This is a genomic window from Paenibacillus sp. J31R120, assembly GCF_056269225.1.
This window is the reverse complement of sequence record NZ_JBWDNN010000002.1, coordinates 843,600-859,482: the sequence shown is the minus strand read 5'-3', so window position 1 is coordinate 859,482 and position 15,883 is coordinate 843,600. Positions and strand designations below refer to the sequence as shown.

11 protein-coding genes are annotated in these 15,883 nt (G+C 47.4%); 1 reads left to right on the top strand and 10 read right to left on the bottom strand.

Annotated elements, in window-relative coordinates; genetic code table 11:
* The first annotated feature begins 9 nt into the window (after window positions 1-9).
* A complete protein-coding gene (locus AC0YNW_RS10375) occupies window positions 10-861 on the top strand; it encodes a carbohydrate ABC transporter permease (protein ID WP_387469773.1) in 852 nt (283 codons plus the stop codon).
* Window positions 862-941: 80 nt separating this feature from the next.
* Here AC0YNW_RS10375 and AC0YNW_RS10370 read toward each other — a convergent pair whose 3' ends face one another.
* The 10 genes from AC0YNW_RS10370 to AC0YNW_RS10325 all read right to left on the bottom strand — a co-directional run bounded on the left by AC0YNW_RS10370 (window position 942) and on the right by AC0YNW_RS10325 (window position 15,759).
* Entirely contained in the window at window positions 942-2,714 is a 1,773-nt protein-coding gene (locus AC0YNW_RS10370) for a sensor histidine kinase (protein WP_475831881.1), read from the bottom strand.
* A complete protein-coding gene (locus tag AC0YNW_RS10365; RefSeq protein ID WP_475831880.1) occupies window positions 2,711-4,279 on the bottom strand; it encodes a response regulator in 1,569 nt (522 codons plus the stop codon). Before AC0YNW_RS10365 ends, AC0YNW_RS10370 begins: the two co-directional genes overlap by 4 nt.
* 117 nt (window positions 4,280-4,396) lie before the next feature.
* Window positions 4,397-6,073, bottom strand: coding sequence for an extracellular solute-binding protein (locus AC0YNW_RS10360; protein WP_475831879.1), 1,677 nt, complete (start codon window positions 6,071-6,073; stop codon window positions 4,397-4,399).
* A gap of 68 nt (window positions 6,074-6,141) precedes the next feature.
* Window positions 6,142-7,038, bottom strand: a complete 897-nt coding sequence (locus AC0YNW_RS10355; protein ID WP_475831878.1) for a carbohydrate ABC transporter permease — start codon at window positions 7,036-7,038, stop codon at window positions 6,142-6,144.
* A 32-nt stretch (window positions 7,039-7,070) separates the two neighbouring features.
* Window positions 7,071-8,042 carry an ABC transporter permease gene (locus AC0YNW_RS10350; protein ID WP_475831877.1) on the bottom strand — a complete coding sequence of 324 codons (972 nt, stop codon included), beginning with the start codon at window positions 8,040-8,042 and terminating at the stop codon, window positions 7,071-7,073.
* A 283-nt stretch (window positions 8,043-8,325) separates the two neighbouring features.
* Complete coding sequence (locus AC0YNW_RS10345; protein ID WP_475831876.1) at window positions 8,326-9,246, bottom strand: proline dehydrogenase family protein; 921 nt, start codon at window positions 9,244-9,246, stop codon at window positions 8,326-8,328.
* A gap of 611 nt (window positions 9,247-9,857) precedes the next feature.
* Window positions 9,858-10,517 carry a hypothetical protein gene (locus tag AC0YNW_RS10340; protein ID WP_475831875.1) on the bottom strand — a complete coding sequence of 220 codons (660 nt, stop codon included), beginning with the start codon at window positions 10,515-10,517 and terminating at the stop codon, window positions 9,858-9,860.
* Window positions 10,518-10,818: 301 nt separating this feature from the next.
* Entirely contained in the window at window positions 10,819-12,219 is a 1,401-nt protein-coding gene (locus AC0YNW_RS10335) for an aldehyde dehydrogenase (RefSeq protein ID WP_475831874.1), read from the bottom strand.
* Window positions 12,220-12,308: 89 nt separating this feature from the next.
* Window positions 12,309-13,670, bottom strand: coding sequence for an MATE family efflux transporter (locus AC0YNW_RS10330; protein ID WP_475831873.1), 1,362 nt, complete (start codon window positions 13,668-13,670; stop codon window positions 12,309-12,311).
* Window positions 13,671-13,875: 205 nt separating this feature from the next.
* Window positions 13,876-15,759 carry an LTA synthase family protein gene (locus AC0YNW_RS10325; RefSeq protein ID WP_475831872.1) on the bottom strand — a complete coding sequence of 628 codons (1,884 nt, stop codon included), beginning with the start codon at window positions 15,757-15,759 and terminating at the stop codon, window positions 13,876-13,878.
* Window positions 15,760-15,883 lie beyond the last annotated feature (124 nt).

Here is a 15,883-nt window from a genome sequence, read left to right as displayed (position 1 = left end):
GCCTTGCACATGAAATTGACTAAAAAAGAATGGCTCGTCACATGGGTCGTCCGGCTGCTGCTCCTGGTATGGACGGTCGCGGTCGTATATCCCCTTATCTGGACGCTGCTCTCATCGCTTAAGGACAACAAACAGTTCTACGGCAATAAGCCTTGGGTGCTGCCGGAGTTCCCGCTTCAATGGTCGAACTTCTCCTACGTATGGACAGAGTACAAGTTCGGTGTGTATTTCCTCAATTCCGTTGGTGTCACCTTTGCGGCTACAGCGCTTGCGGTCCTGCTCGCCGCCATGACTGCTTACGTCATCGCCCGTTATCCGTTCAAGGGCAGCGGCGTGCTCTACTTCATCTACGTTTCGGCGATGATGATTCCGCTTATCCTGAGCTTAATCCCGCTATTCTTCCTGCTGGATGGCATCGGGCTTACGAATAACCTGATCGGCCTCATACTCGTCTACAGCGCAGGCGCCCTGCCATTCGGCATCTTCGTGCTTGTTGCCTTCTACAAGTCACTGCCGAAGGAAATGGAAGAGGCTGCCGCTATTGACGGAAGCTCCGAGGCAGGCACGTTCTTCCGGATCATGCTTCCGCTCTCCAAGCCGGGACTTATTACGGTAGCTATCATGAACATCCTGACCATCTGGAACGAATACATCTTGGGTACGGTCATCATGAATGATCCGCTGAAGAAAATCTATACCCTCCCTGTCGGTATCGCCGTTATGCAAGGCGAGATGCAATACCGCACGGAATGGGGCCCTCTCTTCGCCGGACTGGTCATCTCCATGATCCCAATCATCATTTTGTATTCCCTCTTCCAACGTCAAATTACGGGCGGCATTACAGCTGGCGCCGTGAAATAACGATTAGCCAACCAAAAAACGTCAAGCGCAAGGCATGCTGCATGAGCAGCTTCCTGCGTTTGACGTTTTTTCATATCTTGCTATTCGAGTTTGGAATTGGCCGGCTTCTCTGTCGGAATCCGAATCAGAACTGTCGTACCGATGCCGAGTCTGCTGTAGATGCTGACGCCGAAGGCCTGGCCATAATACAGCTTGATTCGTTGATGGACGTTGCGGATGCCATAACCTACGCTGGTGCTCTCTTCCGGATCATTCATCTGCTCCAGCAGCTCTGCGCTGATACCGACGCCATCGTCGATGATCTTGAACACGATATGATTATCCTCCAGCTCACCTACGATGCGCATATGAATGCGGTCTCCGCACCATGCATGCTCCAGCACATTCTCGATAAACGGCTGAATAATTAGCTTGATCGTGGAGTACGAAAGAATCTGCGGATCGATATCGAACGTGACGCCCATTCGTTCTTCATATTTGATCTTTTGAATATTAATGTAGGCTTTCGCTTGATCTAATTCCTCTTTGATGGACAACAGAATGCGCCCTTCATTCAACGACAGACGATAGAATTTCGCCAGATCGATTACCATCCGCTGCAGCTTGTCCAGCTCGCCGAATTTGGCCAGACGGCTAATTGAGGACAACGTATTGTACAAGAAATGCGGGTTGATCTGGGCCTGCAGCATATCCAGCTCCGCTTCTTTCTTATCCAGATCCGCCACGTAGACCTTATGAATGAGCTCACCAATATTTTGGCCCATTTCGTTCAAGGCCCGGGAGATTTGGCTGAACTCGTCATTGCCTTTGAAGTTCGTCCGCTTATGGAAGTTGCCTTCCTGGAAGGAATCCAGGACAGACACAATCTTGTTCACTTTTCTGGAGAAATAATTAGATAAGAGCGCTCCCGATACGAAATAAACGACTGTAAAGATCAAGCAAATAATGAAAGTCATGAGCCGGACTTCCTTGATCTTCTCCTCGAAGATCGTATTCGGGATGACGGCGGCAACGTTCCAATTCAAGGATGGGATCACATTTTCAATGACCATATAATCCTTGAATTCTGCCGCATTCCATGCATCGCCCGAACGATAGGTGGACAATCCAGATATCGTCTTGATTTTTTCATTCTCATCAATGACATAAATCGTCGCATCACTGCCAATTTTCGTATAATCAACCGCTTGGAACAAATCGGACAAATACACGCTCTGACGCATGAACCCTACTTCTTGCACCCTGCCTGCAATTTGCATATTTACGAGTCTGCGGAGCAGCGAGATACGGCCGAACTTCGCATCGTCCTCGATTTCCTTCCATACCATCGTCTCGCCGTAGACTTCCTCCGGATGGTTCAAGTACCATATTTTCGTATGAATACGGTCGATTTGATAAATATCATAAGGATTTTCCGAATTGCTTTTAAGCGGATCATCGCCTCGGTAATTTTTATACATCTCCGGGAACAATTTGTTATGCAAATAAATCGACAGCCACGTATTCACGCTCGACGCCTGCTTATATGCTTCAATTTTGGGTACGAAAAAGTTAATCGTAGCCTCATAGCCAACCCAGCCCTCTTCAAAGTTCCGAAGCTGTCTGGCGATCGTATAGTCAAAGTAGAAAAAATCGGATACGCGAGTTACGTCTCCCGCTTTATAGGATACGTTATCGATCATTTGGCTGACTGTACCGTGCACGCTGCTTTCGAGCTGTTCTCGAATTGACTTTACATAGACGGAGTTAGCGAAAAAACTGATTACAATTACCGGAATAATAATAAATACGCAATAGGACAGCATCAGCTTGTAGCCGAACGGCAAGTAGCGGTATTTGCGAATCATTTTCATAGTTTTCTTCTATACTCTAACGGCGTTTTGCCATGATAGTCCTTAAATTGGCGGCTGAAGTAAGGCAAGTAGCGATAGCCGATCAGGTTCGCAATCTCATATACTTTCAGGTTTGTATTGACCAAGAGATCACCGGCCTTCTCCATTCTGAGCATGGACACATAATCGCTGAAGTTCGTTTTCATTTCTTCCTTAAAGATCTGTCCCAAATAGTTGGGCGAGAACGAATATTTCTCGGCTACATCTTTAAGTGTAATATTTTCATGCAGCCGTTGTTTGACATCGTCAATAATATCTTGAACTAGCTTCCAATTCTTCTTATGCTTCTTCGATTGCAGAATCTCCGACAGCTCGTACACTCTGTAGCGGAGCCACGAATGAATTTCATCAATCGTCTCGTAACGAAGTAAAATATCCAAGCTTCCGAAATCCAGATTCAGCATGCGGAACAGGTCTTCGTTCATCTTCTGCAGATAGGCATCAAGCTTCATAAGCAGGAACATCGTGAAGTTCTGGATCGTAAACTTGGATCGCATGTTATTCGCCAGACTGTAGAGCAACTCCAGCTCATCATGCACCTTAACCAATTCGTAGTTCGTCATCGCTTCGAACAAAGCGTCAAGCTGAATATCCAAACTCTGCACATCTTTCATCTGCGTAGACTGTACCGCATCATGATAGATCATCTTTCCTTTGCCGTAAAACACCTTGTAATCTAGCGCCGTCTGCGCCTTACGGTAGGAATCCTTCAGTTCTGTAATTTGTATAACCGCATCACCTACGCCTGTCGTCACGGAAATCGGTGTTTGTCCTGACACCTCATTGAACTTGTCTCTAAGCTTAGCCAGTTCCATGCCGTTTTCTATCAGAAGCGCCATACGTTTATCCGTTACTCTGCAAGAGTGCCGGATATCCAAGTCCTTGCATAAAGAAAAAAGGCCATTCCAAAAAGCATTCGATAATTCCGTCTCATCGAAGTTTTCTTCAACATTACGCTTGCGCATCCAATCGTCACGTTCGACCACGACCACTTGAACAGGCCATTTCAATTGATTAAATTGATAGTTTTCCAGGAGCGTATTCAAAGCGTCCTCACTCCAAGTGCCTTCCAGCAGCTGCAGCAAATACTCTGTCTTCACAATAGGGAACATCCGCTTATAGAGCTGTTCTGTCTCCAATTGCTTACGTTCCTCGTCCAGATCTGCCTGGAGCTTGCGCAACGATTCAATCAATTCATTATCATCCATCGGCTTGACGACATAGCTGCATGCATTGAGCGACAGCGCTTGCTTGACATAGTGAAAGTCCTGATAACCGCTTACAAAAATAATCTTAATCGTGGGATACAGATCAAGCGCTTTCCGCGCCAGTTCCAGACCTGACATATTCGGCATTCGAATATCTGTGATAAGAATATCAATCTTCTCTTTCTCTATCACTTCGCTTGCCGCAAATCCATTCGTCACGGCTGCGACGATTTCCATGCCAAGCTCCTGCCAAGGAATAAATGCCTGCATTCCTTTCAAATCCAAAATTTCATCATCGACCAGCAGCACCTTGTACATTTGCATCATCTCCAGATCCTCGGCTTATATCCGAATAGTAGTGGATTCGGACAAAGCCATAATCCAAAAAGGGTATACTATAATAGTATACCCTTTCGGACAACATTTTTTAATTATTTACTGAGAAAGAATTTCCAAGTTTTTCTTCCACTCAACTGTACGCCATTCTAGCAACTCACTGTAGCCTGCTGCTTGAGCGTCTTTTTCCGCTTTGTCGAGGATGCTATCAACTTCAGCATCGTCTTTTGCCATTACGGATTGAGCGTAAGCTTGTGTATAGATATCATCTACACGTTGTTTCACGATACCCAACTCGCTGTCCGGTTGTGGTACCAAGTTAATGAACTCAGTAGCATTGGATTGAGTAGGCCATGTGATTTCGCTTTGGTAACGAGCTGCCCAGTTTTGCTCAGCAGCTGGAAGCTTGCTTTCGAATTTCATTTTCGCTGGATCGATGTAACCAGTGTTACCATTCCACATGATAGGGTCATGCGCTTTTTGAAGCTCTAGAACTTCTTCAGCATCGTAGTCTTCCGTGAAGACCGGGTGACCGTCAGCGTCGAAGCCTTTCCAGTTCTTGCCTTCAGGACCGAAGAACAACAGGGATTGACCTTCTGGACCAGTATACCAGTCAAGGAATGCGAAGATTTTTTCTGGATCTTTAGCATTCTTCGTAATTACGTTTACGTTCCAACCAAGTGCTGTGTAAGTACCTGGGAAGATTTTGTTTTTGTCCAAACCTTCTTTGTGGATCGGCCAGATCATGAAGTAACCGGAGTTAGGATCTTGCTTCACCATTTCTTGGTGCGCGTTCATTGCAGTAACTGTTGGGTTTGCACCAGCAAATACTGCAACGCGGCCTTGCATGATTCTCTCTTCAATTTGGTCACGAGTTTGCGTGAACGCATCTTGAGTGATCAGTTTCTCTCTGTAAAGCTTAGCGATATACTTCTGTGCTTCACGGAACGTAGGATCAGTGAACAGCGAAGTCAATTTGTCGCCTTGTGGTACAGCACGTACGTTTGCATGAAGATGCGTGTACGAAGCATTTTCTTTAAATGCTGTATACAGTACGCCAAGTCCTTGGCTATCTTTTGCAAGGTCTGGATCAAACGGAACTACAGTGTCGCCGTATTTAGCTTTTACAGCTACCAGGTAGTTGTACAGGTCGTCCGTTGTTTCCAACTTAGGTTGACCCAGCTCATCGTAGATCTTTTTGTTGATTACATAACCAGCGTTGCCATTCGCGCGGCCAGTGTACCAGTTAGGGAACTGGTAGAGCTTGCCGTCTTCAGAACGAAGCAGGTTAAGGTCTTTACCCATCCAAGTTTTCAGGTTAGGGTATTTGTCCAGGTAATCGTCGAATGCAACCAGTTGGCCGGCTACGCGAAGTCTCTCAACGTCAGCGCCGCGGTCCATCCACATTACGTCAGGAAGGGATTTGGAAGCGATCATTGTGCTCAATTTTTGCTCTGGGTTACCACCAGCAGAAATTGGAACGATGTTCAATTGTTTGTTTTCTTTCAGCCATCTGCCAGCAACTGTGCTGTCCCATGCAGGAACGTCATACCAGTTGTAGTGGCCGTACATGGAGAACTCAAGCGGTTCAGAACCGAACTCCCATACATCGGAAGGAGGCTCATCAGAAGGCGTGTTTCCTGGCGTGTTAGTAGCATTGCTCGACGGCGAAGGACTTGGTTGGTTCTTCTTGTCGGAGCTGCATCCAGCTAGTACTGTTGCCAATACAAGAATTGTGGATACGATAAGCAGCGTTGTCTTTCTAACTTTCGTCATGCTTGTACTACCCCTCTCATAGCTTTTTTTATGTCCAAAGCGGTTAGCCGCCTTAAACCAAAGGTATACTACTCTTTCAGCGAGCCGATAAGCACGCCTTTTACGAAGTACTTCTGAACGAATGGATACACCATTACGATTGGCAGCGTCGCAACCATCATCGTGGCCATTGTCAGAGACTTAGTCGTAATCGTTCTCATGTTGTCCAGACGAGCGATAGACGCTGTATCCATATTGCTGGACATATCCGTTACGATATTCGCATTCAAAATCTGTCGCAACATCGTCTGGATCGGAATCAATTTCTCATTGGTAATGTAGATAGTGGCTACAAACCAGTCATTCCAGTGTGAGACTGCTGTGAACAGCGATAATGTTGCGATAACAGGCCCAGAGAGCGGCAATATGATTCGGAAGAATATCCCCCAGTTCGTCGCACCGTCAATTTGAGCCGATTCTTCAAGGCCGCCCGGAAGGCCCTTGAAGAAGGTTCTGAATATGATCATATTCCACACGCTAAATAGCGCCGGGATAATGTAAACCGCGAATTTGTTCATCAGACCCAAGGAGCTGGTAAGCAAGTATGACGGAATGAGACCGCCGCTGAAATACATCGTGAATATAAAGAAGACCATAAAGAAGTTTCTGCCAATCAACTCTCGTTTTGTCATGCCGTAAGCCAGAATTGCAGTCATAAGGATGCCCGTAATTGTACCTATAACTGTACGCGATACGGATATGAAGAAACCGTTAAGGAGTCGGTTATCTTTTAATACGATCTCGTAGTTCTCCCAAGTAAATACTCTTGGCCAGAATGTAATGCCGCCTTTTGCAGTATCGATACCCAAGTTAAGGGATACGACAATCGCGTTCCAAAACGGATAGAATGCGCTGAATGAAAGTACAATCAAGAATACGTAGATGAAAATCATCATGAGTTTATCGCTAAATCCCAATCGTGCCAAAGTTGTTCGCCTCCCTGTTCATCAAATTCCTTCTACCACAAGCTGTTGCCTGATCTGCGAGCCAGATAATTCGCCATCGTGAGCAATCCAATACTGATAACAGCCTTGAACAGCCCCACCGCTGCAGCATAGGAATAGCGGAAGTTGGACAAACCTACGCGATAGACATACGTATCGATAACGTCTGAGACGGGTCTTAGCACCGGGTTGTTCGCGAGCAAGAGGATATCCTCAAAGCCTGCACTCAGAAGGCTACCAATCTGTAGAATCATGAAGATAATAATAACCGGCATGATTGTCGGAATTGTGATGAGATAGATTTGTTTGAATTTGCTTGCACCGTCGATATCAGCCGCTTCATAGAGATGCGGATCGACGCCCGAGATCGCTGCCAGGTATACGATGGATCCGAAACCGATTTCCTTCCACACGTTAGCCGAGATCAGAATCGACCAGAAGTATTCGGACATGGAGAGGAAGTTGACAGGCTCGTCGATCAAGTTGATCGATTTGAGCAGCATGTTCACGCTGCCGTTCTCCGTGGATAGCATCGACATAACAAGGCCTGCTACGATTACCCACGACATAAAGTGTGGAAGGTACGTAATCGTCTGTACGATACGCTTGAACATCATATGTCTGATTTCATTCAGCATAAGCGCCAAGATAATCGGTGCAGGGAAGCCAATTACAAATTTCAATAAACTGATTACAATGGTGTTGCGCATAACATTATAGAACTCGGGGGAATCAAAAAACATTTGGAAATGCTTGAATCCAACCCAAGGATTAGCCCATATGTTGCCACCTGTGAAAATGTTGTAATCCATAAAAGCGATTAGAATTCCGTACATCGGCAAATACGCGAAGACGAAAATGAGCAAAATACCCGGCCAGACCATAAGCTGAATATCCAATTGCTTAAAAATGCGCATGAAAATATTCTTCTTTGGCTTTGGTTGCTGATTCAACCGCGTCTGTTGCTCTGTTGTTGCTTGCGCCATTTGTATCCTCCTTGCTGCATAGTTGATAGTTTTATTGTAACGGACAGCTTCGGAGGGATACTATTTGCCTGATCAACAAAAAATGATACTTTACAACGATAATATATAAAACATGGTTGCGAGGGCCCAGAAAAGTATAAGTTCTTCCCAGGTTTTCAAGACAGGGGCCGTTTTTTGACATATACAGCTATGAAAAAATAAAAAACCGCAAAATCCGAAACGGACTGCGGTCCATCCTATCGTTGAATAGTATCATAACTTTGCTTTACCCACGCAATGTTAATCATTTCCTCCACCAATTTCGGAGCACAAACCATACATTGGCCGGCCTTTCTGCAAGCCTTCTCATGAAATAACCGAACCAGTCCTCGCCGAACGGCACATACACCCTGACTTTATACCCTTGACCGGCAAGACTGTCTTGCAGATCTGCTCTTATGCCGTACAGCATCTGAAATTCAAAACGGTCACGCGCGATGTTCCGGCTTCGTATCCACTCCAGCAGACGATGAATCAGCGCCTCGTCATGCGTCGCAATTGCGGCGTAGCCGCCGTTCTCCAGATGGTTCTGTACCAACGTCTCGAACGAAGCGTCTACATCGGTTTTTTTAGCATAAGCCACCGCTTCCGATTCCTTATATGCGCCTTTTACAAGACGGATATTCGCCCCGCCTGCTCCCAGCCGCCTCAGATCGTCTGTTGTACGATAGAGATAAGCCTGCAGAACAATGCCGACATGTTCATAGTCCGCTTTCAATCTCTTATAGATATCAACGGTCTGCTGACAATGAGCATAATCCTCCATGTCGATGCGTACGAATCGATTCAGGTGAAGTGCGGAATCCAATATGGCTCTCATATGGCGTTCGCATTGCTCTTGGTCAAGATCCAGTCCCAGGCTAGTCAGCTTGAGCGACAGATTGGACTGCAGTCCCGCTGTATGCATCGCCTCAAGCGCCTGAAGACAATACGAGACAGCGCGTTTCGCTTCACCGATATTCCGAGCGTATTCGCCTAGATGGTCGATGGTCACTTCTTTCCCCTCTTGATTAAGCTTCCGCACTGCTGCTATCGCATCGTCCAGCTTCTCTCCCGCCACAAATCTGCGCGCTCCGAAAAACTGCATGCCATATCGCCGCATCAGTCTTGCTGCGCCTTTATTCTTGCCAATTGCCAGCAATAAGTGGCGAAGCAGCTTCTCCATTCTGATCCACCTTCCTTCTTACTAAATAGTTCTTCACAGCAGCTTCTTGCCAAAATGCGTCTCCGTCAGCTCCATCGTCAACCGCACAGTTCTGCCGCTTACATCTAGTCACATTCAGATGCATCCACACGCATTCAGACGCTTTCAGGCGCATTCAGCCGCAGAAAAAATTTGAAGAGATCAAGGTATTGGAGCAAGCCTGATCCCAAGCATATCCGTATACCGGTTGCCCTCTATATCCGTTATCCGCATGCCTTCTCCTCATGAGATCACAACCGGCAACGAGTCATAATTGCTTGGGCTGAAGCGTTCAGCCAACTCTAACTGCAACTCCAACGGCACTCCAACTGCGACTCGACTGCACCAAGCTGCAACTTTATCGACAATCCAACTCCAACTCCAACTCCTGCTTACCCTCCTCCATTTCGCTCACCTCCACCAGCCTCCTTCATGCTGTTATAGTTCATCCTATTCAACAACGGCCCAGTCGGAAACTATGCGCTGGCGAATGACATCGGCAGCCGTGTTACGACTACTGGCGACTTTCGTACACTCTAAGCCGAGTTTCTCGGCTTACGATAACTTGCTTCATGCGAATGCATCGCTTGCTCTCAAATCTGATTCCGTACCAGCTTAATTGCGCGTTCATCCAGTTGGTACTCGTGATGCCGAATACGGTCATCTCTCATTGGTTTCAGTAAGCTTTTTTCAGTCATAGATTTTAGAACGCCTCTACTCACATCAGCACTTCTTCCTATCCACTCGCACACATCTGCAACCCGTACCGTTCGTTCGAGCAGAAGCGCATTCCGAACAATCTCGCGTTCATAAATCGTAAGTCCTTCGTCAGCTAAGTTTCTGTTTTTGCCCAGGAACTCATAAAGCGCACTTCTGCAGACTTCCGGCTTTTTGTTCATTTCATCCCATGTATAGGGATAATAAGTAATGCCTTTTGAAGCCATTGACCTTACCCGATTGCGTTCAAAATCAAAGCGATTGCGCGTGATGTTTTCTGCATGTGCCACAAAGCCCTCGCTTTCAAACGCGATGCGATTCGGCTCATAGTAAGCATCCACATACATCGTCACACCCGTAAAAGTTAGAAGCTCATACTGCATAATAAAGCCTTTAAATGAACCAAAGACCGGCCAAAGAACCTCCTTAAACATCTTCTCTTCGCCAATCATTTCCTTCTCAAGCATCTCCAAACGCCTCCCAACTGCACCCTGCTTCTGTGCCTCAACAAAATTCCGAAACTCTTTTTCGAACATCGTAATCCCTCCTCTAAAATTCAATAAAAAAGCCGCCTACCTCCATCAAGGAGATAAGCGGCGTGTTCCTCACGCACATAGACCTGTATTTGCTGCAAAATAACACTAGTAATCATCTGTTACTGAAATCCAATCAATTTTGACTATAATAGCGAAAATGCACTTCAATGACAAATCACTATAAATGCCACGCCCATGCAGTCGTTCTATCTGTATCCTAACATCTCTAATGTCCCAGCATCAAGCCAGATCGCCAGAATATTGAATAGTACGAACATGTTAAAACATTCCCGAAATACAGCTACTTCAACACCTTGCGGAACAGCTTCAGCTTGCCTTCGTATGGGGGGAACAGGATGCCCGGCTCGAACTTGGTGCTGCGCTTCAGCACGCTTTTGTGATGCGAGAACAAGTCAAAGCTATGCTTGCCATGGTAGCCGCCGATGCCGCTATGGCCAACTCCACCGAAAGGAAGGTGGTGATTAATAATATGCGAAAGCGTATCGTTCACGCATCCGCCCCCAAAGGAGAGCGTCCCCATCACGCGGTCCTGCACGCCGCGATCCTCCGAGAACACATAGAGCGCCAGCGGCTTAGTTCTGCTCCGCACCTGAGCTATCGCGTCTTCTAGGTCCGAATAAGTGAGCATAGGCAGCAGCGGGCCAAATAATTCATCCTCCATCGAAGCCGCGTCGATCCTGCTGTCCGCCGCATTCCCCGCATCAAGCAAGGTGGGCTCGATGTACAGATCATTCCGATCGATCCGTCCGCCATGCGCAATACGATTCTGGTCATGCTGCAGGATGGTTGCAAGCCGGTCGAATTGCCGATCATTGATGATTCGGCCGTAATCGGCGCTTGCTTGCGGATTGTCCCCATAGAAGGAGCGGATAATCTCCTGCAGCTTGCGAACAAATGGCTCCTTCACCGACTCATGGACGATCAAATAGTCCGGGGCGATACAAGTCTGGCCTGCATTCATCCATTTGCCCCAAGCGATCCGCTTGGCTGCCAGCTCCAGGTTGGCAGTCCGGTCGATAATAGCCGGGCTTTTTCCCCCTAGCTCCAGCGTGACCGGTACCAGATTGCGAGCGGCCGCTTCCATGACGATCTTCCCGACGGCGACACTGCCTGTGAAGAATATATAATCAAAAGGCGCATGAATCAGCGCCGACGTAATCTCCTTATCCCCTTCTACTACCCGAACATACGACGAATCGAAGGTGTCGCCAATCATGCGCGCAATTACCGCCGACACATGAGGCGAGCTTTCGGATGGTTTGATAACCGCGCAATTACCGGCAGCGATAGCGCCAAGCAGCGGCTCCAGCACGAGCTGCACCGGATAATTGAACGGACCGACAATCAGCACCGTTCCATATGGCTCAGGAATAATCCGGCTTTTTGTGCCGAATAAATGTAGCGGAGCCCTGACCTTCTTCGGCTTCATCCATTTGCGCAGATTTTTGATCATATAAGAGATGCTGCCGAGCACAAGCCCTATCTCCGAACCGTACGCTTCCGTCTCGCTTTTGCGCAAATCCTTGTACAAGGCATCCAGCAAATCCCGTTCATAATGTACAATGGCCGATTTCAGCTTCTTTAATTGCTCAATCCGAAAAGCCGCATCTGCAGTCGCACCTGACCGAAAAAAACGATGGTGCTCCTCAAGCATCTCCGTTACGCCTAGACTAGCCGCCATATCGCTCCGCCCCCTTATTTGCATCCGTCGCATGCGCTTCTACACTACTTAGTTGCATTCTCCACTAGGCGTTGCAATTCCTTCCTTGCCTAGCAACCACTTACCCCTTGAACACGCTTCTGGATACGCATAAGCCGCAGCAAGAAGCCGATTGCAGCGAAGGTGAGACCGAATATGATGCCTACCCAAAATCCGTAAGCGCCCATGTCTGTGTAAGCAGACAGCAAATAGCCGGAAGGCAAGCCGACGACCCAATAAGAGACAAAGGCAATCAGGAACGGCTTCTGCACATCCTTATAGCCGCGAAGGACGCCAAGCAGCGAAGCTTGAGCCGCATCCGAGATTTGATAAAAGATGGCGAAAATCAGAAACTGGGCAGCCAGCACAGCTACATCCGAATCCTGTGTATACAGGTAAGCGATCGGCTCGCGCAGGAAAAATAATACAATGGCAGATACGCCCATCAGTCCTACCCCGCCTCCTACACCCAGCAGGCTGTACTGCCTGGCAGCCTTCATCTTCCCGCTTCCCACAGAGTAACCGACCACGATCGTAAGCGCCATAGAAATGCTGAGCGGCACCATAAAGATGAGCGACGAGAAGCTAAGTGCAATCTGATGCGAGGCAATCGTGCCCGTATCAAAGAGCAGTCCCATCAGCAGGGTCACGACAGAAAAAATGCTCACTTCGAAAAATATACTGAGCCCAATCGGTATGCCGATTGTAAAAATCTCTTTCCACGCTTTCAGCGAAGGCGCAGCCCATTCAATAAACAGTCGATACGAACGTACAGCAGGCACTTTGAACGTCATTGTGATGCTAATGAGCAGAATCAACCAATACGTAATCGCCGTTGCATATCCCGAGCCAATACCGCCGAAGGCAGGCACACCGAACTTTCCGAAGATGAACACATAGTTAAGCAGGATGTTAAACGGTACCGCAATTAGCGTGATGAACATCGAAATTCGTGTAAACCCTTGCGCATCAAAAAAGTACCGCAGCACATTGGAAGCAAAAAGCGGCACAATGCCGAACAGCAGCGCAACCAAATAATAATACGAAATATGGGCGACCTTATCATCCAAATTCATCAGTCCAATGACTGGCTTGAATAGGAAGCAGCCAGCTATCGCAACAACCAACGCTACCATAATCGAGACATATAGGGCTTGGCTAATAAACCTGGCAATACCATTCTGCTTGCCGCTGCCGACCATCTGGGACACAATCGGCGTTACGGCCAGCAGGATGCCGTTAATTCCCGTAATAATAGGCATCCACAAGCTAGACCCAATTGCCACGCCGGCCAGATCCTCCGTACTGACCCAGCCCGACATAATCGTATCGGTCAGATTCATGGCATACAGTCCTAGCTGAGTGACCATAATCGGCCATAGTATTTTTAATAAGAGCTTTGTTTTTTCGCCCCATGTTTCTGCGTGATACATCTCTATTCCCCTTTATGACTGTATATTGCCTTATGCTTAATGGCTTCTTTCTTTTTGATGCATGCTTGTTGACAGATTGTTTTACCTTCTTGCTGATCGACCGTTCGCAAATCAATTTATATACTCTATCACGCGCTGTTATGAAAGACAATAACCAAAGGCACCCTCCGTAACCGGAGGGTGCCTGGCTTCCATTCGAGCTGTGCTAACGTTTAGGCAGCAGCTTCATATATTCATCCGAGAGCTTCATCAGCTCAAGCACATAATCGTAGTCTGATCGGTACTTGCTGAAGTCTTTGACCGGCTCAAGCGTCTTCAGGTCAATTGCCGTGCCGTCCTCAAAGCCCGTGCCCGGAACAAACATAATTTCATCGTTGAAGAACGTGCCCGTCGGCATGTAATATCTCATGCCTATCACATTTTTCTTCGCGTTCAGCAAGTCCTTGCCAAAGACGGTATGGCGTTCCTCCTTCAAGGAAATGCCAAGCAGATTCGCAACCGTCGGCATCATGTCGACCTGTCCTGCCACATTCTCCATCGTCTTGCCTTCGACGCCGGGAACATGCACAAGGAGTGGAATATTGAACCGGCTTACCTGGTCGTGATAATTCACACCCAGCACTTCTTCTACCCAAGCGGGATCATTTTCCTTGGGTTGCAGGCCAAAGTGATCGCCATACGCAACGAGAATTGTATCTTCCCAGATGCCTTTTTCCTTCAGGTTTTCAATAAAATCGCCAAGCGCTTTGTCCGTGTAGTTGATCGCCGTCACATAATGGCCCATCTGCGTACCGCTTAATTCAGGCGGCAGCTTGATGTTCAGAAACTCTGATTTCACCCAGAACGGATGATGGCTGGACGTCGTTACGAATTGCGCGTAGAATGGCTTGCCTTGATCATGAAGCTCGGTCAGCCGCTCCAGACCAACACGGTACATCTCGCCGTCAGAGGCGCCAAAGCCGTTAAACTTGTCGTCCTTGAAGAACGGTCTATCGTAATATTTGTCAAATCCAAGGGCAGGATATAGCATATTGCGGTCCCAGAACGTTACGTCATTGACGTGGAACGTATTTGTAACGTAATTTTGTTCTTCAAGCAGCCTTGGCATGCTTGGAATTTCCCGATCGCCGTAGCCTTTGGACATCGCAATCGCTCCGGTCGGATAGACACCGGTGTTGGAAATAAACTCCGCATCGGATGTATTGCCTTGTCCGATTTGCTGGAAGGTGTGCGGGAAGTAGAAGCTTCCATTTGCAATCAGATCATTAAGAACCGGCGTTACTTCCTGCCCGTTTACTTTCAGACCGATCATCAGATTCTGGAATGACTCGAGCTGAATGACAATGACGTTTTTGCCCTTGGCTACCCCATAAAAGTTCGGAGTTCCAGCTTCAACTGACCCGCCGTAGAAGCCCTCTTCCAACTGCTCCAGCGCTTGTCTCGTCTCTTCGGTCGAACCGTTTTTAATGGCAGTGTTTTCTTTATTTTCCTTCACGGCTGTTGCAATCTGATAGTTCAATACACCCAGTCGCTCCGCCTGCACAAGCTCATTGGATATATCCAGATCCGAGCGGATATAGAAGAACGATGCGCCAATCGCGATGATAAGCGCAACACCTACATACACCGGTTTGGCTGCCGGACGGCTTGCCGATTTATCGCCTTTGCTTCTAAGAGATAGGATAAACAGGACGAGCAGAATCGCCAAATCCAGGAACAACAGATAAAACTTCAATTCAATCGCCGATTCTACACTTTCCTTAACTTGCCCAACCTGGCCAAGTCCATGCAAGGCCGTATAGGTCGGGATGCTGCCGAAAAAGGAATAATACACCGAGCATGCAAAGAGCAGCAGTGAAATGACGGCGTTGCAGACGCCCATGACCGCCGTCTTCCATCTTGAAGTCGTAATCAGCTCCAGGACGCACAGCAGCACCAGCACCGCTGCCGCATCAGACAACAGCCTGTCTACTTGTACGCCTTCAAACGTAAATTGACGAAATAACGCCATTTTCAACATAATAAGAATAAAGGTTGCCCAGAACGGTGCTTTACGGTAAACGTTCAATATTGTGTTTATTGTTCTCACTTCCTCATGCTCCCTTTCCAAAAAGAAAAACCGTCCCAATTGACGGTTTCACGTATCATAAATGTTAACACTATATTAACGTATTTCAGTAGAGAAATAAATAGGGAATGATAGGAGGCGCCAC

Coding starts and splice junctions, on each gene's coding strand:
- AC0YNW_RS10330 (WP_475831873.1), bottom strand. CDS start 13,670: ATGTATCACGCAGAAACATGGGGCGAAAAAACAAAGCTCTTATTAAAA.
- AC0YNW_RS10350 (WP_475831877.1), bottom strand. CDS start 8,042: ATGGCGCAAGCAACAACAGAGCAACAGACGCGGTTGAATCAGCAACCA.
- AC0YNW_RS10335 (WP_475831874.1), bottom strand. CDS start 12,219: ATGGCGGCTAGTCTAGGCGTAACGGAGATGCTTGAGGAGCACCATCGT.
- AC0YNW_RS10340 (WP_475831875.1), bottom strand. CDS start 10,517: ATGTTCGAAAAAGAGTTTCGGAATTTTGTTGAGGCACAGAAGCAGGGT.
- AC0YNW_RS10375 (WP_387469773.1), top strand. CDS start 10: ATGAAATTGACTAAAAAAGAATGGCTCGTCACATGGGTCGTCCGGCTG.
- AC0YNW_RS10370 (WP_475831881.1), bottom strand. CDS start 2,714: ATGAAAATGATTCGCAAATACCGCTACTTGCCGTTCGGCTACAAGCTG.
- AC0YNW_RS10365 (WP_475831880.1), bottom strand. CDS start 4,279: ATGTACAAGGTGCTGCTGGTCGATGATGAAATTTTGGATTTGAAAGGA.
- AC0YNW_RS10360 (WP_475831879.1), bottom strand. CDS start 6,073: ATGACGAAAGTTAGAAAGACAACGCTGCTTATCGTATCCACAATTCTT.
- AC0YNW_RS10345 (WP_475831876.1), bottom strand. CDS start 9,246: ATGGAGAAGCTGCTTCGCCACTTATTGCTGGCAATTGGCAAGAATAAA.